This window comes from Sphingomonas sp. BL-S-25 (assembly GCF_055521555.1).
The window spans coordinates 489,496-510,224 of sequence record NZ_CM145486.1 but is presented as its reverse complement, the minus strand read 5'-3'; the positions used below and the strand labels follow the sequence as shown (position 1 = coordinate 510,224).

Below are 20,729 nucleotides of genomic sequence, written 5' to 3'. Positions count from 1 at the left end.
TCGTCGGCGCAGTGGAGCATGCGACGGGGGTCCGTGCAAGCTGGAGGCGGGACCTCGGCACAAAACAAAAGGGCCGGGATTGCTCCCGGCCCTTCCTGTCTGTTCGCAGTCGCGAAAGGCTTATGCCGAGGCGACTTCCGCCACGTCGACCTTCACGCCCGGGCCCATCGACGACGACAGGGCGACCTTGCGCAGATACTTGCCCTTGGCGCCCGACGGCTTCGCCTTGACGACCGCATCGACCAGCGCGTCGAAGTTCGCGCGCAGGTCCTCGGCCGGGAACGACGCCTTGCCGATGCCGGAGTGGATGATGCCGGCCTTTTCGACGCGGTACTCGACCTGACCGCCCTTGGCTGCCTTGACGGCCTCGGCGACGTTCATGGTCACGGTGCCCAGCTTCGGGTTCGGCATCAGGCCCTTGGGGCCCAGCACCTTGCCGAGGCGGCCGACCAGGCCCATCATGTCCGGGGTCGCGATGCAGCGATCGAACTCGATCTTGCCGCCCTGGACGATCTCGAGCAGGTCTTCTGCGCCGACGACGTCCGCGCCCGCTTCACGAGCCTCGTCCGCCTTCGCGCCCTTGGCGAACACGCCGACGCGCACGGTCTTGCCGGTGCCCTTGGGCAGGGTCACGACGCCGCGGACCATCTGGTCTGCGTGGCGCGGATCGACGCCCAGGTTCAGCGCGACTTCGATGGTTTCGTCGAACTTCGAGGTCGCATTGGCGCGGACGATCGAGATCGCCTCGTCGACGCCGTGCAGCTTCTCGCTGTCGACGGTCCAGCTCTTCTGCTTCTTGGTCTGCTTCGCCATGGTCTTAACCCTCCACAACCTGGAGGCCCATTGCGCGGGCCGAGCCTTCGATGATCTTGGTAGCGGCTTCGATGTCGTTCGCGTTCAGGTCCTTCATCTTGACCTGGGCGATCTCGCTCAGCTTCGAACGGGCGATCTTGCCTGCGGACACCTTGCCCGGCTCCTTCGAGCCCGACTTGAGGTTCGCAGCCTTCTTGATCAGGTACGATGCCGGCGGCGTCTTGGTCTCGAACGAGAAGCTGCGATCGGCATAGACGGTGATGACCGTCGGGATCGGCGTCGTCTTCTCGATTTCCTGCGTGGCGGCGTTGAACGCCTTGCAGAATTCCATGATGTTCACGCCGCGCTGACCCAGTGCAGGGCCGATCGGGGGCGAGGGGTTCGCGGCGCCGGCGGGCACCTGCAGCTTGATATAGCCGGTAATCTTCTTTGCCATGTCACTCTCTTTCCAGGCGCGAAGGCGGGGCCGCCGCGCCGTGATCAAGTCGAGCGGTGATAGCGGCCGCCCCGAAGGCCAGCCTCCCGCAAGATTCCATCGCTGATGCTTTGGAAGGGCGGGCCCATAGCCGAGGACGGGGCCGGATGCAACCGGTCGTGAGGCCTCGGCATCGTCGCCAACGCAAAAGGCCGGAGCTTGCGCCCCGGCCTTTCGTGTTTCCGGCGATGGCCGCGGCGCTTACTTGATGCGCTCGACGTCCTCGAAGCCCAGCTCCAGCGGCGTGGCGCGGCCGAAGATCGAGATCGACACCTTCACGCGGCTCTTGTCGTAATCGAGTTCCTCGACGACGCCCGAGAAGGTCGCGAAGTTGCCCGAGATGACCTTGACCGTGTCGCCGATGTCGTAATCGACCTTGACCTTGGTCTTCGGCGCAGCAGCGGCTTCCTCCTTGGTGTTGAGGATGCGCGATGCCTCGGCTTCGCTGATCGGCTGCGGCTTGCCCGACGAACCGAGGAAGCCGGTCACCTTCGGGGTGTTCTTCACCAGGTGATAGACGTCGTCGTTCATCTCGAGCTTCGCCAGGACATAGCCCGGGAAGAACTTGCGCTCGGACTGGACCTTCTTGCCGCGGCGAACCTCGGTGACGGTCTCGACCGGAACCTCGACCGCCTCGACCAGGCGGTCGAGGCCGAGGCGCGTCGCGTCGGACAGGATCTGGTCGCGGACCTTGCCCTCGAAACCCGAATAAGCGTGAATGATGTACCAGCGCGCCATGAAGGTCCCTTACTGAGCCAGGCGGAGAAGATAGTTGACGATGGTGTCGAAGAAGGTGTCGACCCCGACGAAGAAGATCCCGAGGATTGTCGTCATGATGATGACCATCACGCCGGTCATGATCGTCTCGCGGCGCGTCGGCCACGCGACCTTCCGGGTTTCGGCCTTCACCTGATTGAAGAATTCGACGGGACTGGTCTTCGCCATCTGTCTCAACTCACGAAAGAATAGGCCCGACTTCGAGGCATGGGTCCGCTGCCCGGTCCTTCCTTGGAACCGGTGCAAACCCTACCGCGCTGTCGGATGGGTGTCGCATCTAGCGATTGTTGCCGGGGAGCGCAAGCGGCTGCGCCCCCGGGGCAATGTTCAGAGATAGGCGATCAGCGCGAAGCCGCCGACCAGCGCGATCAGGAACAGCCAGGCGATCAGGTTCAGCCGCTTTTCGATAAAGGCCTGAACCGGCTCGCCGAACCGCTTGAGCAGCGCTGCGATCAGGAAGAAGCGGCCGGCGCGGGTGATCGTCGCCAGGATCACGAAGAGCGGGAAATTATAGGCGAAGAAGCCGCTGGCCAGGGTGACGAGCTTGAACGGGATCGGCGTCAGACCCTTCAGCAGGATGATCGCTGCGCCATATTGCTCATAGCCGCCGCGCAGCGCCTCCATCTTGCTCTCCATATGGTAGAGCTGGACGAGCCACTGGCCCACGCTGTCCCACAGGAAATAGCCGATCGCATAGCCGAGCATGGCGCCGAGGATCGAGGCGACGGTGCAGACCGCGGCGATAGTATAGGCCTTGTCGCGGCGCGCGAGCACCATCGGCACCAGCATCGCATCGGGCGGAATGGGAAAGAAGCTGCTCTCCGCGAAGGAGACCACTGCCAGGCTTCGCATCGCGTGGCGATGATGCGCCATGCGCAGGACCCAGTCGTACATTGCGCGGAACATGATCTATCCTTTTGCCCAGCGCGCCTTTCGCAGACTGGCGTGCGCCGATCAATCCGCTTCGCCGAATTCCTCCGTGTCGATTTCGACCTGGGTCGCCGCCGGGTAGCGCGGGCCGGCGATCCGCGACGGCGCGAAGGCGGTCTCAAGCGCCGCCTCGCATTTGGGCGGGAGGGCTGCGTCGGTGACGCCCAGATTTTCCTCCAGATGAGCGCGCGAGGTGGTGCCGGGGATCGCCACGACATGATCGCCGCGGGTCAGCAGCCAGCGCAGGCACAGCTGGGCGGGCGTCAGGTGCAGCGCCTCGGCCTGGTCGCGCAGGATCTGGAGCAGCGCGAGGTTGCGTTCGAAATTGCCGGGTTGGAACCGCGGCATGCCGCGACGGATGTCGCGCTCGACCAGCGCGCCGGGCGAGGCGACGCCGCCGGCCAGGAAGCCGCGGGCGACGGGCGAGAAGGCGACGAGTGTCGCGCCGAGTTCGCGCGTCGCGTCGAGCACGCCCAGTTCGACGTTGCGCGACCAGAGCGAATATTCGTTCTGCACCGCCGCGATCGGATGCACCGCATGCGCCCGGCGCAACGTCGCCGCGGAGATCTCGCTGAGACCGATGGCGAGGATCTTGCCCGCCTCGACCATCCGGGCGAGTTCGCCGACCGACTCCTCGATCGGCACCGAGCGGTCCCAGCGATGGAGATAGTAAAGGTCGATCCGGTCGGTCTTCAGCCGGGTCAGGCTTTCCTCGATCGTCGCGCGCAGCGTCTCTGGCCGGCCGTCGATCACGCGCTTTCCGTCGACCCCGGTCATGCCGCATTTGGAGGCAAGGAAATACTCGTTGCGGCGGTGGGCGATCGCCTCGCCGATCAGCCGCTCATTGGCGCCGAAGCCGTAGAGCGCCGCCGTATCGAGATGGTCATAGCCGAGATCGAGCGCCGCATTGAGCAGCTGGGCGCCGTCGGCGGGCGAGGGGGGCTCGCCATAGGCATGGCTGAGCGACATGCACCCCAGACCAATCGGATTGACGGTGGACGATCCCAGGCGACGCTTCATAAACCCTCCGATGACCGGCCCCGATTGGGCACTCGCGCCGCGCGTGGCAAGCCCCGGTATCAGCGGCGGCGGGCAAAGTCGGCGACGGGCCCTTCGAGGAAGGCGGCGATCTGGCGGTCGATCCCGTCGGCGTCGCTTGCCTCCTGATTGTAATTGTCGAGGTCGAGCGAGAGCACCGGAACGCCCGCCCGCCGCAGCGCGCGAAGCACGAAAGGGTCGGCATCGGACAGCGCCACTGCACCGTCCACCGCATGGCGTTCGGCCTCGCGGACATGCCAGGCGCCCGCCCAGGTCGGCATGCGCAGTTCGTCGCCCATGGTAACGAAGCGTGCGGCGAGCGCCCGCATCGGATCGCGCCCGTCATCGATTTCCCGGATATAGCCGTCGGCGGCGAGCGCGAGATACATCGACCAGACGAACACCGCGCCATGGCTCTGCTCCCAGCGCTGGTAGAAGCCCATGTCGCTCCACATGCCGCGGCCGACCCACATCAGGCGGAGCTTCTCGTCGGGGCAGGCGGCTTCGCCCGCCTCGTGCCTCGCCTTGACCTCGTGATAGAAGTCGCGGGCGGCATCGCGCGCCCAGACGGTGCCGCGATGCCATTGCGGCACCATCGTCGCGGGCATGGTGTCCGCTACCGACACGGGCACCGGGTGCGCGCCGGCGATCAGGTCGCGGGTCTTGCGGTAATAATCCTGCTGTTCGTTCACCAGCGCCATGATCCCGGCGAAGCGGTCGGGATCGAAGTGGCGATCGGTGGTCGCCTCGATCCGCTCGATCAGGCCGGTCAGTTCGGCGACCATCAGGTCGATGCGGTGCGGCTCGATCCCCTCGTCCCAGCGGGTCTGGAGGCTGTCCCACCAGTCGATCGGGAAGTCGAGCCGCGTCTCGATGCTGCGTTCGAACAGGAACAGGTCGGCATCGGTCTCGCGCGCCCAATGTTCGAAGATGCGCGGGGTCGCGTCGGTGCCGAGCACCGCCTGAACGAAGGCGGGGCGGGGCAGGCCGCCCCAGGGCGCCTGATCCGCGTCGCTGTCGAAGGCGGCGGCAATGCCTTGCGCGCTATAGGCCTCGGCATCCGCCGGATAGCCATGGTCGCGCAGCAGGTCGAAATAGCGCGGCGATTGCTGCTTGGCGGCGACGATCGACGCCCACCATTGGTTGACGACGAACGGCACGTCCATCGCGCGCAGGATCTCCTGCGGCGAGTTGGCATTGACGAGCGCGAGCGGCGCGCCGTCGGATATCCGGTCGCGCAACCCCTTGAACCAGTCGCGCTGGAAGCTGCCGAAACCGGCGATCGAGTCGAGCGACTTGCGGCTGCGGCGCCCGCCCGCGGGCGCGGGGCGGGCGGCGGTGTCCGCGGGGGGCGGGGGCGGGGCACCGATCCGGTCGACGGTGATGCCATGCGCGCGCAACTCGCGCTCGAAATAGCCGGCGTCCCATACCGTGGCTTCGTCGCCCTCGGACTCCACGATCACCGCGCGGCGGGTGCCGAGGTCGCTCATCCGATCGACGATCCGGGTAAGGCGATCGGACACCGAGACAAGCATGCGCGGCTGAAGCCGGGCGGGGTCCGCCAGACCGTCGATCGTCAGCGGGCTGTCGGCCCATCCCGCGACCAGCGGGTCGCCCCAATCCTGATCGTCGCCCAGTGCGATGCGTCCCGAACGCTCGAGCTCGGCTTGCCGGGCGGTCGAGTAATGCGGGGAGCCGAGAACGAATATGGGCTCGCCCTCGAGTCCCCCGGACAGGTCCCCCACCGCCGCGCGCCAATCGGCGGGATCGAGGGCGTGGGCGGCGCCGATGGCGGCAATGCGAATGCGGCCCGACAGGCCGTTCATCAGCGCAGCGCGGCCGCGTTCCTCCTCGGCATGATACTTGAGCGTCGCGGGATCGAAGGGCGATGCGGCGACGGTGTCGAGCCAGCCGAGCAGCGCGGCAATGCGCCCCTGATTATATGCCCGGCTGGACTCGCGCGGCAGGTGGAGCAGGTCGAGCAGGTGGATCGGCCGGGGCGCAATATCGCCGGTGCGCAGCAGTTCGCGGACCGCAGCGAACAGTTGCGGCAGCTCACTGTTCGCATGGGTGAAAAGCAGCGGATCGCCGCTGTCGTCGGCGACGATCTGTTGCAGCAGCGATCGGCCGCGTTGCGACAGCGTACCGTCCCCGGCCAGCGCATCGGCATCGGGGGTGGGGCCGGGCCGGGGCACCATCCGCACCGGGAACAGGCCGGCGGCGCGCAGCAGCGCATAGGGCGCGTCCTGCCCGAGCACGCGGATCACCCGCCCGCCATCGGCGCGCGCGCGGGCCGCGACCGCGCCCGGATCGTCGCATGCCGCGATCAGCAGCGCCGCCGCATCGGCCATCAGATCACGCCCCGCGCGCGGAGATCGGCGATCCGTTCGGGCGGGTAGCCGAGCGTCTGGCTGAGGATCTGGTCGTTATGCTGTCCCACCTGGATCGGCATCACGTCGTCGAAGCCGGTATCGGCATCGGAGAAGACGATCGGGATGCCCGCGGTGCGCAGGTCGATATCGGAGTCGTAGCTGGGGTGGGAAACCGGCACCGCCTCGTGCCGGTCGGCCACCCGCGTGTCGCGCAGCGCATCCTCGGGATGGCGGACCAGTGCCGCTGGCACACCTTGTGCCTCCAGCGCGGCCACGACCTGCGCAGAGGGCAGCTGGCGCGACCAGGCGTTGATCGTTGCCTCCAGCGCCGCGGCATTGGCGACGCGGCTGTCGCGATTGGCGAAGCGCGGGTCGCGGCCGAGTTCGGGATTGCCCATCGCGCGGAACAGTCCCTCGGCCAGCTTCTCGTGCACCGCGACCAGCGCGACATAGCCGTCCGCGCATTCGAACACGCCGAAGGGCGACAGGCGCTGGACGGTCAGGCCGGTGCGCGCCTGCATCCCCGCCGCCGCCATCGCCGACCAGTTCTCGATCGCGACGAAGCTGGTGAGCGCGCCGAGCATCGAGACGTCGATATGCTGGCCGGTGCCGGTGCGATGCCGTTGTTCGAGCGCGGACAGGATGCCGATCACCGAGAAGACCGGGGCGAGCATGTCGGCGATCGGGATGCCGATCCGCACCGGCGGCTCGTCGGGGCCGCCGCTGGCATACATCGCGCCCGACAGCGCCTGGATAATGATATCCATCGCCTTGCCGCCCTCGGGCGCGGTCGCGCCGAAGCCGCTGAGCGAGCAATAGATGATGCGCGGGTTCACCTCGCGTGCGGCCTGATAGCCGACGCCCAGCCGGTCGGCTGTGCCTGCGGTGAAATTCTCGACCACGATGTCGGCCGAGCGGACGAGATCGAGGAACACCTCGCGCGCCTCGGGCCGTTTCAGGTCGAGCGAGACGCCGCGCTTGCCGCGTGCGCGGGTCAGGTGAGAGATCGAGACATCGTCGTCATGCTTGCGCTCGACGGTGATGCCGTCGCGGCCGACATAGGGGCTGTTCTCGCGCGCCAGGTCGCCACCCCTCGGGTCCTCGATCTTGATGACCTCGGCGCCCAGGCCCGCCAGCAGCAAGGTCGCATAGGGCCCGGCGAGCGCACGGGTGAGATCGATGACGCGGAGCCCTTCGAGGGGACGGTCGCGGGTGGGTTGGGTCACGGCAATCTTCCTTCAAGCGCATCGATCTGCGCATCGTCATAGCCAAGGCCGGCCAGCACCCTGCGCGTGTCGGACCCGGCGGGTCCGGCGGCGCGGGGAGGTGCGGGCGGCGTGTCGGAAAGGTGGATCGGGCAGCCGATCTGGCGCACGCTGCCGCTGCCCACGGGCAGGTCGACGACCATGTCGCGCGCCCGGTTGTGCGGATCGTCGAGCGCCTCGACGATGGTCAGCACCGGGGCATATTGGGTGCCGGCCTCGCCCAGCAGCGCGAGCCATTCTGGGCGGGTGCGGGTGGCCATCACCTCGGCGATCTGCGCCTTCATGGCCGGCCAGGCGGCGCGGTCCATCTGGCGGTCGGCGAGTTCGGGCAGGCCGATCGCCTCGACGAACAGCCGCCAGTAGCGCGGCTCCATGTCGGTCGTGACGAGGTGCAGGCCGTCGGCGCAGCGCCAGATGCCGCTGTCGGCGCGGTGCATCCCCTTGGGCGGGGCGCGCGACAGGTCGGGGTTGCGTGAGATGACATTGGCGATCAGCGCAAGCGAGCTGTCGGACATGGCGATATCGACCTGCTGCCCCTTGCCGCTGGTCGCGCGGGCGATGATCGCGGCGAGGATGCCGATCACCGCATTCGATCCGCTGAGCAGGTCCGCGACCGGCACGCCGGGAAAGGCGGGGCGGCCGGGATCCTCGCCCATGCGCGACAGTGCGCCGGCAATGGCGAGCGCGACCGGGTCATGGCCCGGCCGGGTCGCATAGGGGCCGGTCTGACCGCACAAGGTGACCGAGCAATAGACCAGGCGCGGGTTGAGCGCCGCCATCTCCGGCCAGCCATAGCCCATCGCCGTCATCACGCCGGGCCGGTAATCCTCGACCAGGATATCCGCGTCAGCGATCAGGCGGTGGACCGCCTCGCGCCCGTCGTCCGAGCCGGGATCGATCAGCACGCTGCGCTTGCTGCGGGCGAAGATGTCCTGTGCGCGGAGCCGGGCATTTTCCTCGTCCGACAGCCTGTCCCAGCCGAACACCTTGCGCTGCTTGGCGAGTTCGCGCGGATTCTCGATGCGGATCACCTCGGCGCCGAGTTCGGCCAGCAGCCAGGTGCAATAGGGGCCGGGGAGGAATTTCGAGAAGTCGACGACCTTCAGGCCGGAGAGGGCGGTCATGCCTCGTCCTCCAGCGAAGAGACCCATAGCTTGCCGGGCAAGTTGACGCCGTCAACATTGCGCCACAGGCTGCGCGCCGCGAGATGTTCGCTGGCCAGCGCATCCTCGGGCGTGTCGATCCAGGACAGGCCCAATCCGCCCGCGGCCGACATCGCGCCCAGCTCGGCGCGCGTGTGGCGCAGGAAGAAGGCTTCGACGATGGCCTCCCATTCGGCGAGCGTCTCGCGCGGGACATCGGCGACGAGGATCGAGCCCCAGTCGATCTCGGCCAAAGGTCCGGCGGCGTCGCCCATCGCCTTCACCATCCCGCGCATCATCGGTGGGTTGTCGACCAGCGCCCAGGTGACCCAGCCGTCGCTGCACGGCCAGACCTGACGCACGCCCGACTTGCCGCGGACCAGCAGATTGCCGGTGCGGTTGCCGACGCGCCCGGTCCAGGCCCAGGTCAGCGGCTCGCGGTAATTGGCGAGCACCGCCGACTGATAGGCGGACACCTCGACCAGCTGGCCGCGCCCGGTCGCGGCGCGGGCATGGAGCGCGGTGAGCGCGCCGATCACGCCCTGGATGCCGGCCAGCGCGAAGGCCTGCTCACCGGGCATGGTCATCGGCGCACGGTCGGGATCGCCGAGGATCGTCATCAGCCCCGAACGGGCCATCAGGGTGAGGTCGCTCGCCGGCCGGCCATCCTTGTCGCCGCCGGGCAGGAACGGTGCGATGACCACATCGATCAGGGCCGGATTGGCCGCCGCCAATGTTTCATGGTCGCGCCCGGGATTGCGAAACAGGATGTCGGCCGACGCCAGCAGCGCCTCGCCGTCGCCGGTCTCCTTGCCGTGCGCCCAGGCGACATGGCTGCCGGGATCGGGCCGCACGACGCGCGCGCCGAGTTCGGCCAGCATCCGCCCGGCGAGTTCGCCGAGACCGTGGGTGAGGTCGACGATGACGAGATGGGACAGGATGCCGGTCATGCCAGGGCTCCGCTCTCGACCAGGTCGCGCATCTCGGCCTCGCTCAGGCCGAGCAGGTCGACGAAGATCGCGTGGTTGTGCTGGCCCAGATTGGGCGGGGGACCGACACGCACCTCGCTTTCGGAAAAGCGCAGCGGCGGTGCGGGCATGTCGCATTTGCCAAGCTTGTCATGCTCGATGGCGCGGTAATGGCCGCGCTCGATCAGTTCGGCGTCGGTGAAGACGTCGCGGCCGTCATTCACCGCTTCCGACGCGATGCCGAACGCGGCGAGCCGGTCCGCCAGCACATGCTTGTCCTGCAGGCGCGTCCATCCCGACAGCGCGGCGTCCAGCGCGTCCTCATTCGCCTTGCGCCCGTCGAGGGTGGCGAAGCGGGGATCGTCGATCGCCGCGGCCCGTGCCAGCGCCTCCCATTCGGCATCGCTGCGCACGGCGATGGCCAGCCATTGATCGACGCCGCGCGCCGGGAAGGCGCCATGGGGCGCGTATCGCGCGGAGCGGTTGCCGGGCTTGGTCGTGTCGCCGGCCTGGGTCGCGGCGAAGCGGTCGGCGGTGACATGGATCAGCGGCTCGACCTGGCTGATGTCGATATGCTGTCCCTCGCCGGTGCGGCGGCGATGTTCGAGCGCTGCGAGCATCGCCACGGTCGCGAACATTGGCGCGACCACATCACCATAGGCGAAGGGCGGCATGTGCGGCGGACGATCGGGCCAGCCCGACTGGGCGGCGAGCCCCGACAGGGCGGCGGCCGAATTGCCATAGCCGCGCATCGGCCCCAGCGGTCCGGTCCGGCCGGCGACGCTGACGCTAACCTGGATAATGTCGGGCTTGATCGCCTTCAGCGTGTCGAAGTCGAGCCCGATCCGGTCCATATAGCCGTGGCTGAAATTCTCGACGACCAGGTCGGCTCGCGCGACGAGCTTCTTCGCCACCTCGACTCCGCGCGGATCGCCCAGATTGATGGTGACGCCCATCTTGCTGGTGTTGGTGATCGCGAAGAAGGTCGAGGCGTCGGGATCGCGGCCGCCCCCGGCAAAGGGCGGGCTGAGCCGGCCGAGGTCGAGCCGCTTGCGCGATTCGATCTTGATCACGGTCGCGCCCAGGTCGGCCAGATCCTTGGTGGCACGCGGACCGGCGCCGACCCAGGAAAAATCGGCAACCAGCACCCCTTCGAGCGGCAAGGCCATCAGCGGGTCTCCTGTGTGGTGCATCGGATGGCGCCCCCGGCGATCAGCCGCTGTGCCTCCTGAAGGATCGGCACCCCGTCCACGCCGACCGAGGAGAGCCGCTGCGCCTGGCCGAACGCGTCGCGATTATAGAGGGCGTCGAAGCCGCGCTGTTCATGCGCGGCGATCGCGCTGAAGCTGATGCCGTTGGCCTTGCCATAGGCGATGCCGGCGTCCTCCGCCTTCAGCAGCTGGCGCGCCAGTGCAGCTTCCCAGACCTGCTTGCCCTCGGTGAGGATCGCCTGGAGGTCGGGTGGGAGGCGGCGCCACGCCCGGTCGGACATGGCGCGCGCGGGATAGGCGCCGCGACTGAAGCGGATCGTCGTGAAATGCTTCGCCACTTCGGCGAAGTGCAGGCTGCGGATCGTGTCGGCGGGGGCGACGACGCCGTCGATCACGCCCTTGGCGAGCGCCGAATAGACCTCGCCCATCGGCATGTTCACCGGATCAGCGCCCAGCTGGCGCAGGATATCGACCGCATCGCTCTGCGCGCGCAGGCGAAGGCCCTTGAAGTCGGCAAGGCTGTGGATCGGGCGGTCGCGGGTCAGCGCGCCGGGGAAGTTTCCGCCCTGGACGGCGAGGACATGCAGCCCCTCCATCTCCTTGTCGAAACCGGGGAAGCGCGCCGCGAGGCAGTCATAGACCGCGACCTGATCCTCGATCGTACGGACGCCGCCATAGAAGCCCGACTGGCCACGCAGCAGATGCGCGCCGCCCTTGGAATAGATCGGCGTGATCAACCCGATATCGGCGACGCCGTGGCGGATCTCCTCCATGCTCATGTCGGAGGACAGCAGCGCGCCCGACCAATAGGTCTTGAAGCCGATCCGCCCGCCGCTCTTCGCCTCGACCCATTTCATCCATTCCTGGTCGGCAAGGCCGAAGGGATGGGTGGGCGGATAGGGGCTGGCATAGGTCAGCACATGTTCGGCGCTGGGCGGGGGCGCCGCCTTGCATCCGGCGAGCGCGAGCGCGGCGAGGATCAGGAACAGGCGCATGGGTCAGCCCCCCGTGACGCTTGGCAGCCACAAGGTGAGCGCCGGGACGGCGATCAGCAGGGCGAGGTGGAAGAAGTCGGCGATCAGGAACGGCACGATGCCGCGGAAGATCGACCCCAGCGGGATGTCCTTGCCGATCGCCTGGATGACATAGACGTTCAGCCCGAGCGGCGGGTGGACGAAGCCGATCTCCATCGTCCGCACCAGGAAGATCCCGAACCAGATCGGGCTGTAGCCCAGCTCGATCGCGATCGGCAGGAAGATCGGCGTCGTCAGCAGCATCAGCGCCAGCCCGTCGAGGAACGAGCCGAGCACCAGCAGCAGTAGCGCCATGACGATGATCGCGACAATCGGGCTGGTGTGCATCTCGCGCACCGTGTTCGACATCAGGTCGGCGATGCCGGTCACGCTGATGAAAGTGGCGAACAGGATCGCGCCGATGATGATCAGATAGATCATGCCGGTGGTCGACAGCGTCTTGGCGAATGCCTGGCCGATCGCCTCGCGGTTGAAGGCACCGCGCAGTGCGCACAGCAGGAAGGCGGCGAGCACGCCGACCGATGCTGCCTCGGTCGGGGTGAACCAGCCGATCATCAGCCCGCCGATCACGAAGACGACCAGCACGATGATGTCGAGAATGCCGACGATGCCGCGCATTCGGTCTGCCCAGCCGACCCGCGGCGAGCGGGGGCCGAGTTCGGGGCGGAAGGCGCACAGGATCGCGATCGCCGCCATGTAGAACAGCGCCTGGGAGAAGCCCGGGATGATCGCGGCGGTGAACAGCTTGCCGATCGACTGCTCGGCGATGATCCCGAAGACGATCAGCGCGCCAGAGGGCGGGATGAGCGCGCCGAGCGTGCCACCGGCGGCAAGCGCACCGGCCGCGAAGCCGGGGTGATAGCCCGCGCGCCGCATCTCGGGCAGCGCGGCCGATCCGACGGTGGCCACCGTCGCGAGGCTCGACCCGCTGATCGACCCGAAGCCGGCGCATCCGGCGATCGAGGCAAGCGCGAGGCCGCCGCGGCGATGACCGATGAAGCGCGCCGCCACGTCGAAAAAGTCGCGACTGGCCCCGGCTGCAAAGCACAGATGCGCCATCAGCAGGAACAGCGGCAGGACGCCCAGTTCATATTTGTTGGCGACCTCGAACACGACGACGCCCGCCTTGGCCAGCGCCGCCTCGGGCGAGAGCATGACCATCAGGCTGAGCACGCCGGTCAGCGCCAGGCTGACGCCGATCGGGACCCCGATCGTCAGCAGGAGCAGCAGGCCGAGGATGCCGGCAAAGCCGATCAGTTCAGGCGTCATGTCGCCTCCGCCCGATGGCGTCGCGGGCGAACAGCGCGGCGACGAACAGCAGGGCCGCGATCATCAGCATGCGGAACCAGCGCAGCGGGATGTGAAGGATTTCCGACCGCTCATATCCATTCCACAGGTCGGCCAGCATCATGATCGACCCGATTGCGAGCAGCAGCACCGCGACCGTGCCCAGCACCATCGCAAGCCGTCCCAGCGCCTCGCGGCGGACCGGCTGCAACCGGTCGGTCAGGATATGGACGGCCGCATGGCCGCGAACCAGGGTGACGCTGACCATCGACGATGCCGCGATGAAGACGATCGCTGCCTGGACGATCTCGATCGAGCCGAGCAGCGCGAAGCCGGTATGCCGGCCGAGCACGGCGATCGAATCCGCCGCGGTGGCCAGCAGCAGGCCTGCCGATCCGATCATGAAGATGATCCGCTGGGCGACGCCCCCGGTTGCCGCCGCCGGCGGCTCCTCGCCTTGCGGCGGGGCAATGTCAACTGGGTCAGCCAAGGCCTCAACCCCTCCCGATTGACAGCCCTTGAGGCGGGCAGTCTAATGACGTTCAATATCGAGATCGTAGAATAATTCAACCATCTATATTGCACCCTAAATTGGTGCGAGCGAGGCAGTGGCGTGACCGATGAACGGGGCAGGGATAGCGACGGCGCAAGCGAGCGGCGGGTGCAACTCGGCCGGCTCGGCGACTATGTCGGCTTCCGCATGCGCCGGGTGCAGAATCAGCTGTCCGCCGATTTCATGGCGGCGACTTCGCACTTCGGACTGCGCTCCGGCCTGTTCTCGTCGCTGGCGCTGATCGACGCCAATCCCGGCATGTCGCAACAGGAATTGTCGAGCGCGGTCGGTCTGGACAAATCGATCACGGTGCAGATCGTCGACGAGCTCGAGCGGCGCGGCTGGGCCCAGCGCGAACGGTCGAAGGTCGACCGGCGCCGCCATGCGCTGACCGCGCTTCCGGCGGGACGGGACTTTCTCGACCAGCTGTTCAAGATCATGGAAACGGTCGAGGCCGAGGTGCTTGCCCAGCTCAGTCCGGACGAGCGGCTGATCTTCGACGGCGCGCTCGACCGGATGTACGACGTCTTTCATCGCTGAGCATAGGCGACCGTGTAGGTCGCCGGGGCGAAGGGAAGCTGCACCGTTGAACGATGGGCGTCGTCGTTCAGGATGCGGATCCGCGACCGGGTGGTCGGCGCCTGACGTTCGCGCCAGTCCCAGCCGGTGACGGTGACCTGGAGCCGGTGTCCCTTGCGAAACACGTATGAGGCCGGGAGCATCGCGAATTGCAGCCGGGCTGGCTCACCCGCGGTCAGCGGTTGCGCATCCTCGCGAAAGGCGCGGTGCCAGGGAATGCCGATCGTCTGCCAGGGCGCGGCCGCGGTCTTGCGGATGCTCGCCTTCAACCGCCCCTCGGTCACGACGCTGGTCTTTCCGTCGGGGGCGACATCCTCAAGATAGGCGAACAGATGCTCGTCGGGCGCGTCGGAGGCGATCCACAGATCGACCTGCGGGATGCCGGTGATCTCGGTATCGGCGATCACTGGCATGCTCCAGGAGGCGCCCAGGCTCGGAAGGTGACAGGGCTGGGCGGCGGCACCGCTCGCGCCGGGGCAGGTGCCTTCACGCTTCACCTCGAATTCGGTGGCCGCGGCCTTGCCCGGGCGCGTCGCCAGCCGGCTTGCCGCGCCGAGATGGAAATTGCGCATCTCGGTTCCTGGTAGCGGAAAGGCAGCCGCGGAACGCCAGCCGGTCCCTTCGGGTGCGTTGATCGTGAAATAATGGACGGGCGCATCGGCGAGGATGCCGGTGTCGATGCCCTTCAGATGCTGGTCGAAGAAGCGCAGCGCCTCGGCCGCGACGCCGTCCTCGAAGCCGGTGGTCGCGCAGTGGGTCCAGGGGCCGATGATGATCCGCGGTCGGTTGGGCAGATTGGCCTGGGCGATCAATCCCTGCGCGCGGAAATCGTCATACCAGCCGCCCTGGATATAGGTCGCGACCTTCGACGTGCCGAGCTGTGCGGCATAGCTGCTCGCCGATCCCTCGCCCCAGAAGCGGCTGAAGGTCAGTGGCGAGGTCGTGTCGCGATACGGCATCGATAGCATCAGGTCGAACAAATTGGTCGATCCCTGATGCTCCTTGGCCGCCTGGCGCAGCAGCAGGCGGTTCTCGTCGCCATCGACCGGCGTGGACTTCATGTCCTGCTCGACCGTCCTGGTCGGGCCGGTGCCCCAATTGGCGATGATGCCACCGCGGGCAAAGCCGTCGAACTTGTTCCAGGAGAAGCAGCCCGAGAAGACCGCGGTCATGCTGGGTGGCAGGACCGACATCGAATGGAGCACCGCCTCGCCGGTGTTGGAGCAGCCGAACATGCCGACCTTGCCGGTCGACCAGGGCTGGTGCGCGGCCCATTCGGTGATCTCGTAGGAATCATAGGCTTCGTTGCGGTCCTGATAGCCGCGCCGCGTGCCGAACGACGCGCCCGATCCGCGCCGGGCGGCGGTGACGACGACATAGCCATGGCCAACGATCGTCCCCATGCCGAACCGGCCGCCGCGGACGTTGATCGGCCCGCCATCGCCATTGGGCCCGCCGATATCGAGCGACCCGGTCCAGATCACCGGGAAGCGCCCGGGCGCCGCGGCCTTGCCGATCGCGGGCCGCGTGACGCTGACCGCGATGCGGACGCCGTCGCGCATGGTGAGATATTCGGAGGTGACGATCGTGTCGGTGAACTTCAGCGCCGGCGCATAGCGCCCGAAGCTGGGCGCCTCCTGGGCATGGAGCGCGGTCGGGGCTGCGGCAAGCACCAGAGCTGCGGCGAGCGTGCGGATCATCTGAAGGCTTCCTCGGCAAAGTTGCGGGCTTCGGCTTTCTGGGCGGCGGCATCGGGCGCGAGCAGCCAGCGGGCGCGGACCAGTCGGTCGATCGCGGCATCGAAGCGGCGCAGATTGCCGTCGCGGCCGCCGGGATAGAGCGCCGCCAGTTCGGCTTTCGACAGCGGGATGCGGCGCATCGGGATCGACGGGCTGCCGATTCCGCCACGCGCCTGGTCGCATCCGGGCGCGGCGCCATATCGGGCGAGCGGGACGTCGAGCTGGGCAGGGCGGACGCCGCCCATCGTGTTGCCGCTCGCGTCGCGCTGCTGCCTGCCCTGGGCATGGCGCAGCCGCGCGGCGCGCGGCGGGGCAAGACCGCGGCGCGACCAGCTGTCGAGATTGGCGTGGGCGGCCGCGGCAAAGGCGGACATGTCGATATCGGTCTGGGCAAAGGGGCAGTCGTCGGTCCTCGCCGGCGCGGGACTGCCCAGACGTGTCGCGATCTGGCGTTCCGAAACGCCGTCACGCCGGCGGCTGGAGCCATGGGTCAGGCCGGGTACTTCGTAAAGCCGGTGCGCCCCCGGTGCGCGGTCCTTGTCCGGACTCTGCGGCTCGCGGTTGGTGATCGCCTCATTCTCGCTCTGAAGCTCGATCACCGGCACATCGATCGCGACATTGGTCCGGCGCGGATCGTCCTCGGCCAGATTGGGCGATCGCGAATTGATCGGGACATAGCCCGAGCGGTAGCTGAACGACGAAATGCCGATCAGATAGCCGTCGATCAGCGGCCTGCCGTCGGCGCGGCGGTATTTCGCGTGGAAGCCGGAATTGATGAAGGTGCGCAGGAAGCTGCCGGTGAACGACCAGCCCGAGGCATAGGCCCGTTCGACCTTCAGCGGACCGAGGGGCCCGGTGCGGGCGCGGATTAGCCGCGCAGTATCGGCGAACACGTCCCAGCGGATGCCGTCCTCATCGCTCGGCCAGTCGATCGGCGCATAGCGTTCGGGATTGAACCAGCCGAGCATTTGCGTCGCCATGATCGGCGATCGTCCCGGCGGCGCGCGGCGGGTGTTGTCGTCGGCGCCGATCATCACTCCGACAAAGGCATCGCCGCGGCGCATCGCATAATCGGCGATGGTGCCCCAGTTGAGATTGCCCATGACCGGATGCGCCGGGTTCAGCTGGACGGTACCGCTGAAGCGCTTCGGATCGGACGGGCGCAGGACGATCAGGCGGGTGGTGTAGGGGACGTCGCTGCGCTCGGTCCGCACCTTTCCGGCTGCGTCATAGCCATAGACATTGGCGGTGCCGCTCTGGAACCATTCTTCCCGCACATAGCCGGCCCGTGCCAGCGCCTCGGCTCCGGGCGTGCCGGGCAGGGCGGGATCGAGCCAGATTTGCGACGTCGCGCTGGGGGCGGGCGCGGGGCGGACGCTGTCGGGATCCGGCGCAGCGCTGGCGGTCAGCGCGAGCAGCGACGCCGCGAGGAAAGGGCGGATCACAGGCGCTTGCCCGGCGCAACGCAGCGGAACGAAGCGGCGCTGGCGGGATCGCCGCCGCGGTAGCGCGCCTGTTGCGGATAGGGGCAGATCAGCCGCGTGCGGGTGACCGAGCCGGCCTCGACCTTCGACGCGACCATCGATCCCGGTGCGCGGCCATGCTCGACCCATTGCTCCATCGCGGTCAACAGGTCGTGCTGCGCGTCGAGCATGGGCGCATCGCGGCCCGATCCGCCGATCTGGTCGGGGCCGGGGCCGCCCGCGCAGTGATGGACGCCGGGGAGCATGTAGAGGCGCGCGAAGCTCGATGTCGGCCGGACGCCCCCCATGCGCCGCGTCAGCGCGTCGTGATAGTCGATCACCATCCGCGCCGCGACCGCGCCGTCGAGCCAGCCGGTATATTGGATCAGCTTGCCGCCACGCCTGCGAAAGGCGGAAACATCGGGATCGTCGGCGCGCAGCTGGGGCATCACCCGGTCGATCGCCGCCAGATCCCGCGCCACGTCGAAATCGGCGCCGTTCCAGTCGCGCAGCCCGCGGATCGCTTGGCCGAAGGTGCCGATCGCCAGCTGCGACCGGCCTCTGTCGACCAGCACGCCGGGGAGCAGCCCCTTGTCGATCGCACGGCCGCTGACATCTGTCAGCGACGCATAGAAGCGCTCGGCAAAGCGGACCTGCTGCGCGCTAAGGCAGCCGCTCGTCTGGCCGGGGCGGCACTGGAGCGAGGCAATGCGAAAGTTGCAGGCGCGTGGATCCTCGACCAGCCCGTCGCGCACGCCGTCGCCGGCGTCGCATGCCTCGCTGCCCTTGTCGGCGATCAGCTTCCAGTCGGCGGGGGACATCAGGCCCGGATTGCGGTCGCGCTCGAGCAACTCCCACATCCGGCGCACCGTCATCTCGGGTGTCTTCGGCCCGTTCGCGCCGGTGACGATGCCGTCATAATCCTCGGGGAAGCGCTGCAGCGCTTTCAGCCCCTGACGGCCGCCGCCCGAACAGCCGATGAAATAGCTGTAGCGCGGTGCGGTGCCGTAATGCGCGGCGACGATCGCCTTGGCCTTTTGCGCGAGCAGATGGTTGGCGCGGTGGGTGTAATTCTCGCGCGCCCGGGCATCGAGCATCCATGCCGGATCGCTCATCTTGTGCCCGGTGTCGGTGGTCGCCGCGGCATAGCCGCGACTGATACCGCGGGGGAGGTCCTGATAGTTGAAGGTGCCGGCAGCCCCGCCGACGCCCGCGCCGAGAAACTTGCCGTTCCACCCAGCCTTGCCGGGCAACCAAAGCTCGAATGCGATGCTGCCCTCGATCCGGCCGCGCACCCGGCAGAAGGGCCGCGCGGTCGCGACCGGATCGCCGCGGCCCGGCGGCATGCCTGCCGCCCAGGCGGTACCGCTGTCGGTCGGTGTGGCGGAGTCGATGGTGACATCGGGGATGGCGAGGCTGGTCACACCTTCGCAGAGATTTGCTGGTGCCGGGATCGGCGGCGACGCTGCCGAGCCGAGCAACAACGCCGTGGCACCAAGCGCGAGACGTGCGATCATCTTCTTTCTCCGGTGCGGCATTCATAGGAAGCTGCCTGCTCGATCGGGCCGCCGACATGATGGGGGCGGGCGGGGAAGGCGCAGGCCGGGCGCGTGCGGACCGGCACGCCGTTCTCGACCCGGGCGGTGCGCACCTGGTTCGGGGCGGGGCCGCCATCGACCCACTGCTCCAGCGCGGTGAGCAGGTCGTCGCCCGCCGCGCGCGACACGCCTTCGCCGTCGAGGCCGCCCGCGCCGCCGAACCGGTCGGGCACGCCGCCGCCGCGGCAATGGTCCATGCCGGGCATCAGGAACAGCCGCGCGAAGCCGCTGGCGCGATCGGCGCCGAAGCGCTTTTCAAGGGTGCGGTAGTAGTCGATCGTCGGCAGGGGCGAGACCAAAGGGTCTGCCCAGCCATGATAGAGGATCAGCTTGCCGCCCCGCCGGACGAAGCGATCGATCCGCGGATCGTCGGCATGAAGGTTCATCACCCGGTCGATCGCGGACAGGTCGCGTGCGATCCGGAACCGGCGCACGTCCCAATTTGCGTCACGGTAAATGCCCTGTCCGAACAAGACCGTGGCCAGATATTTGGGACCCGGCGTGAAGGGTTCAGGAACGGCAACCGGCGAGACCGGCGTGCCGGGGAGGATGCCGTCGTCGATCCTGCGACCGCTCTCGTCATGCAGCGGCGCATGGATTCGCTCAGCCAGCGCGACCTGCTCTGGCGTCAGGCAGGCTTTGGATGATGCCCCGGCGGTGCAGGCAAGCTGGGCAGGACGGAAATCGCAGCGGCGCGGATCCTCGATCAGGCCGTCCTTCAACCCGTCGGCTGCATCGCACCGCCCCACGGCGGCATCGGCAATCCGCTTCCAGCCCGCCGCGTCCAGCACGCCGCGGTCGCGGTCATGCTGGATCATCTCCCATAGCCGCCGCGCGCTCATCTCGGGCGTGTTCACCCCCGGCGCGCCCGCCAGGATGCCGTCATAATCCTCGGGATAGCGCTGCAGCTCGGTCATTGCCTGACGTCCGCCGCCCGAGCAGCCGACGAAGATCGCCTTGCGCGGCGCGCGGCCATAATAGGCCGCGGCGATCGCCTTGGCCTTGAGCGCCAGCAAATGATTGGCGCGGCCGGCATAGTTGGCGGCGCGATCGGGACGGCCGAGCAGCCAAGTCTCGTCGGATGCCTTGTGGCCGGTATCGGTGCTGGCAGCGGCATAGCCGCGCTCCACGCCGCGGGCGAGATCGGGCAACGCGACGCTGCCCGCCTGTCCGCCGACGCCCGCACCCAGGAAACGCCGGTTCCAGTCCGCGCCGGCCGGCAGCCATAGTTCGAAGCCGATCTCGCGTTCGATGATTCCCTCGACGCGGCAGAAGCTGCGGGTCGGGCGGTAGCTGCGGGTGCCCGTCACCGTCTGCCCCGCTGCAACCGGCGATGCGGCGGTGATGCGGACATCGGGCGGCAGGTCGATGCGGACACCGCACAGCAGCGCGCTGGGCGCTCCTGCTGGTGCCGCGCTGCCTTGGAGCAGCAGCGCGGCACCAGTCGCGGCGATCAGCGTCAGGACCGGCCGGATCCTCACCGGC

The 20,729-nt window shown here is 68.2% G+C and carries 19 protein-coding genes; 1 reads left to right on the top strand and 18 read right to left on the bottom strand.

Annotated elements, in window-relative coordinates:
• Nucleotides 1-120: 120 nt before the first annotated feature.
• The 14 genes from rplA to ACZ1H8_RS02420 form a co-directional block, all read right to left on the bottom strand.
• A complete protein-coding gene (gene rplA, locus ACZ1H8_RS02485) occupies nucleotides 121-813 on the bottom strand; it encodes a 50S ribosomal protein L1 (protein WP_110153950.1) in 693 nt (230 codons plus the stop codon).
• Between the two features lie 4 nt (nucleotides 814-817).
• Nucleotides 818-1,249 (bottom strand): 50S ribosomal protein L11, encoded by a 432-nt coding sequence (gene rplK, locus ACZ1H8_RS02480; protein ID WP_110153951.1) that lies wholly within the window; start codon nucleotides 1,247-1,249, stop codon nucleotides 818-820.
• A gap of 240 nt (nucleotides 1,250-1,489) precedes the next feature.
• Nucleotides 1,490-2,026: a transcription termination/antitermination protein NusG gene (gene nusG / locus ACZ1H8_RS02475; protein WP_110153952.1), complete on the bottom strand. Its 537-nt coding sequence runs from the start codon at nucleotides 2,024-2,026 to the stop codon at nucleotides 1,490-1,492.
• Between the two features lie 9 nt (nucleotides 2,027-2,035).
• Nucleotides 2,036-2,233, bottom strand: coding sequence for a preprotein translocase subunit SecE (secE, locus tag ACZ1H8_RS02470; protein ID WP_110153953.1), 198 nt, complete (start codon nucleotides 2,231-2,233; stop codon nucleotides 2,036-2,038).
• Between the two features lie 159 nt (nucleotides 2,234-2,392).
• Nucleotides 2,393-2,971 (bottom strand): YqaA family protein, encoded by a 579-nt coding sequence (locus tag ACZ1H8_RS02465; RefSeq protein WP_465179836.1) that lies wholly within the window; start codon nucleotides 2,969-2,971, stop codon nucleotides 2,393-2,395.
• Nucleotides 2,972-3,019: 48 nt separating this feature from the next.
• Entirely contained in the window at nucleotides 3,020-4,015 is a 996-nt protein-coding gene (locus tag ACZ1H8_RS02460; RefSeq protein WP_465179835.1) for an aldo/keto reductase, read from the bottom strand.
• Between the two features lie 59 nt (nucleotides 4,016-4,074).
• Nucleotides 4,075-6,384: a 2-hydroxyacyl-CoA dehydratase gene (locus tag ACZ1H8_RS02455; RefSeq protein WP_465179834.1), complete on the bottom strand. Its 2,310-nt coding sequence runs from the start codon at nucleotides 6,382-6,384 to the stop codon at nucleotides 4,075-4,077.
• Nucleotides 6,384-7,631: a CaiB/BaiF CoA transferase family protein gene (locus tag ACZ1H8_RS02450; RefSeq protein ID WP_465179833.1), complete on the bottom strand. Its 1,248-nt coding sequence runs from the start codon at nucleotides 7,629-7,631 to the stop codon at nucleotides 6,384-6,386. Before ACZ1H8_RS02450 ends, ACZ1H8_RS02455 begins: the two co-directional genes overlap by 1 nt.
• Nucleotides 7,628-8,794 carry a CaiB/BaiF CoA transferase family protein gene (locus ACZ1H8_RS02445; protein ID WP_465179832.1) on the bottom strand — a complete coding sequence of 389 codons (1,167 nt, stop codon included), beginning with the start codon at nucleotides 8,792-8,794 and terminating at the stop codon, nucleotides 7,628-7,630. Before ACZ1H8_RS02445 ends, ACZ1H8_RS02450 begins: the two co-directional genes overlap by 4 nt.
• The gene (locus ACZ1H8_RS02440) at nucleotides 8,791-9,762 is read right to left on the bottom strand and encodes a CoA transferase (protein WP_465179831.1); all 972 of its coding nucleotides are present in this window, start codon (nucleotides 9,760-9,762) and stop codon (nucleotides 8,791-8,793) included. Before ACZ1H8_RS02440 ends, ACZ1H8_RS02445 begins: the two co-directional genes overlap by 4 nt.
• Nucleotides 9,759-10,949: a CaiB/BaiF CoA transferase family protein gene (locus ACZ1H8_RS02435; RefSeq protein ID WP_465179830.1), complete on the bottom strand. Its 1,191-nt coding sequence runs from the start codon at nucleotides 10,947-10,949 to the stop codon at nucleotides 9,759-9,761. The genes ACZ1H8_RS02440 and ACZ1H8_RS02435 overlap by 4 nt, the downstream gene beginning before the upstream one ends.
• On the bottom strand, nucleotides 10,949-11,986 hold the full coding sequence (dctP, locus tag ACZ1H8_RS02430; protein ID WP_465179829.1) for a TRAP transporter substrate-binding protein DctP: 1,038 nt from the start codon (nucleotides 11,984-11,986) through the stop codon (nucleotides 10,949-10,951). The genes ACZ1H8_RS02435 and dctP overlap by 1 nt, the downstream gene beginning before the upstream one ends.
• A gap of 3 nt (nucleotides 11,987-11,989) precedes the next feature.
• Nucleotides 11,990-13,294, bottom strand: coding sequence for a TRAP transporter large permease (locus ACZ1H8_RS02425; RefSeq protein WP_465179828.1), 1,305 nt, complete (start codon nucleotides 13,292-13,294; stop codon nucleotides 11,990-11,992).
• Complete coding sequence (locus ACZ1H8_RS02420) at nucleotides 13,284-13,802, bottom strand: TRAP transporter small permease (RefSeq protein WP_465179827.1); 519 nt, start codon at nucleotides 13,800-13,802, stop codon at nucleotides 13,284-13,286. Before ACZ1H8_RS02420 ends, ACZ1H8_RS02425 begins: the two co-directional genes overlap by 11 nt.
• A gap of 123 nt (nucleotides 13,803-13,925) precedes the next feature.
• On the opposite strand from ACZ1H8_RS02420, the gene ACZ1H8_RS02415 reads away from it, so the two are divergent.
• Nucleotides 13,926-14,405 carry a MarR family winged helix-turn-helix transcriptional regulator gene (locus ACZ1H8_RS02415; protein WP_465179826.1) on the top strand — a complete coding sequence of 160 codons (480 nt, stop codon included), beginning with the start codon at nucleotides 13,926-13,928 and terminating at the stop codon, nucleotides 14,403-14,405.
• Here the strand turns inward: ACZ1H8_RS02415 and ACZ1H8_RS02410 are convergent.
• Genes ACZ1H8_RS02410 through ACZ1H8_RS02395 form a run of 4 tightly spaced genes read right to left on the bottom strand, consistent with a single transcriptional unit; the run spans nucleotide 14,396 to nucleotide 20,725 of the window.
• On the bottom strand, nucleotides 14,396-16,144 hold the full coding sequence (locus ACZ1H8_RS02410; RefSeq protein WP_465179825.1) for a CocE/NonD family hydrolase: 1,749 nt from the start codon (nucleotides 16,142-16,144) through the stop codon (nucleotides 14,396-14,398). The two genes, ACZ1H8_RS02415 and ACZ1H8_RS02410, sit on opposite strands and share 10 nt — an antisense overlap.
• Nucleotides 16,141-17,628: an alpha/beta hydrolase domain-containing protein gene (locus ACZ1H8_RS02405; RefSeq protein WP_465179824.1), complete on the bottom strand. Its 1,488-nt coding sequence runs from the start codon at nucleotides 17,626-17,628 to the stop codon at nucleotides 16,141-16,143. Before ACZ1H8_RS02405 ends, ACZ1H8_RS02410 begins: the two co-directional genes overlap by 4 nt.
• Entirely contained in the window at nucleotides 17,625-19,163 is a 1,539-nt protein-coding gene (locus ACZ1H8_RS02400) for a tannase/feruloyl esterase family alpha/beta hydrolase (RefSeq protein ID WP_465179823.1), read from the bottom strand. The genes ACZ1H8_RS02405 and ACZ1H8_RS02400 overlap by 4 nt, the downstream gene beginning before the upstream one ends.
• Nucleotides 19,160-20,725: a tannase/feruloyl esterase family alpha/beta hydrolase gene (locus ACZ1H8_RS02395; protein WP_465179822.1), complete on the bottom strand. Its 1,566-nt coding sequence runs from the start codon at nucleotides 20,723-20,725 to the stop codon at nucleotides 19,160-19,162. The genes ACZ1H8_RS02400 and ACZ1H8_RS02395 overlap by 4 nt, the downstream gene beginning before the upstream one ends.
• Nucleotides 20,726-20,729 lie beyond the last annotated feature (4 nt).

Coding starts and splice junctions, on each gene's coding strand:
- rplA (WP_110153950.1), bottom strand. CDS start 813: ATGGCGAAGCAGACCAAGAAGCAGAAGAGCTGGACCGTCGACAGCGAG.
- rplK (WP_110153951.1), bottom strand. CDS start 1,249: ATGGCAAAGAAGATTACCGGCTATATCAAGCTGCAGGTGCCCGCCGGC.
- nusG (WP_110153952.1), bottom strand. CDS start 2,026: ATGGCGCGCTGGTACATCATTCACGCTTATTCGGGTTTCGAGGGCAAG.
- secE (WP_110153953.1), bottom strand. CDS start 2,233: ATGGCGAAGACCAGTCCCGTCGAATTCTTCAATCAGGTGAAGGCCGAA.
- ACZ1H8_RS02465 (WP_465179836.1), bottom strand. CDS start 2,971: ATGTTCCGCGCAATGTACGACTGGGTCCTGCGCATGGCGCATCATCGC.
- ACZ1H8_RS02460 (WP_465179835.1), bottom strand. CDS start 4,015: ATGAAGCGTCGCCTGGGATCGTCCACCGTCAATCCGATTGGTCTGGGG.
- ACZ1H8_RS02455 (WP_465179834.1), bottom strand. CDS start 6,384: ATGGCCGATGCGGCGGCGCTGCTGATCGCGGCATGCGACGATCCGGGC.
- ACZ1H8_RS02445 (WP_465179832.1), bottom strand. CDS start 8,794: ATGACCGCCCTCTCCGGCCTGAAGGTCGTCGACTTCTCGAAATTCCTC.
- ACZ1H8_RS02440 (WP_465179831.1), bottom strand. CDS start 9,762: ATGACCGGCATCCTGTCCCATCTCGTCATCGTCGACCTCACCCACGGT.
- ACZ1H8_RS02435 (WP_465179830.1), bottom strand. CDS start 10,949: ATGGCCTTGCCGCTCGAAGGGGTGCTGGTTGCCGATTTTTCCTGGGTC.
- dctP (WP_465179829.1), bottom strand. CDS start 11,986: ATGCGCCTGTTCCTGATCCTCGCCGCGCTCGCGCTCGCCGGATGCAAG.
- ACZ1H8_RS02425 (WP_465179828.1), bottom strand. CDS start 13,294: ATGACGCCTGAACTGATCGGCTTTGCCGGCATCCTCGGCCTGCTGCTC.
- ACZ1H8_RS02410 (WP_465179825.1), bottom strand. CDS start 16,144: ATGATCCGCACGCTCGCCGCAGCTCTGGTGCTTGCCGCAGCCCCGACC.
- ACZ1H8_RS02400 (WP_465179823.1), bottom strand. CDS start 19,163: ATGATCGCACGTCTCGCGCTTGGTGCCACGGCGTTGTTGCTCGGCTCG.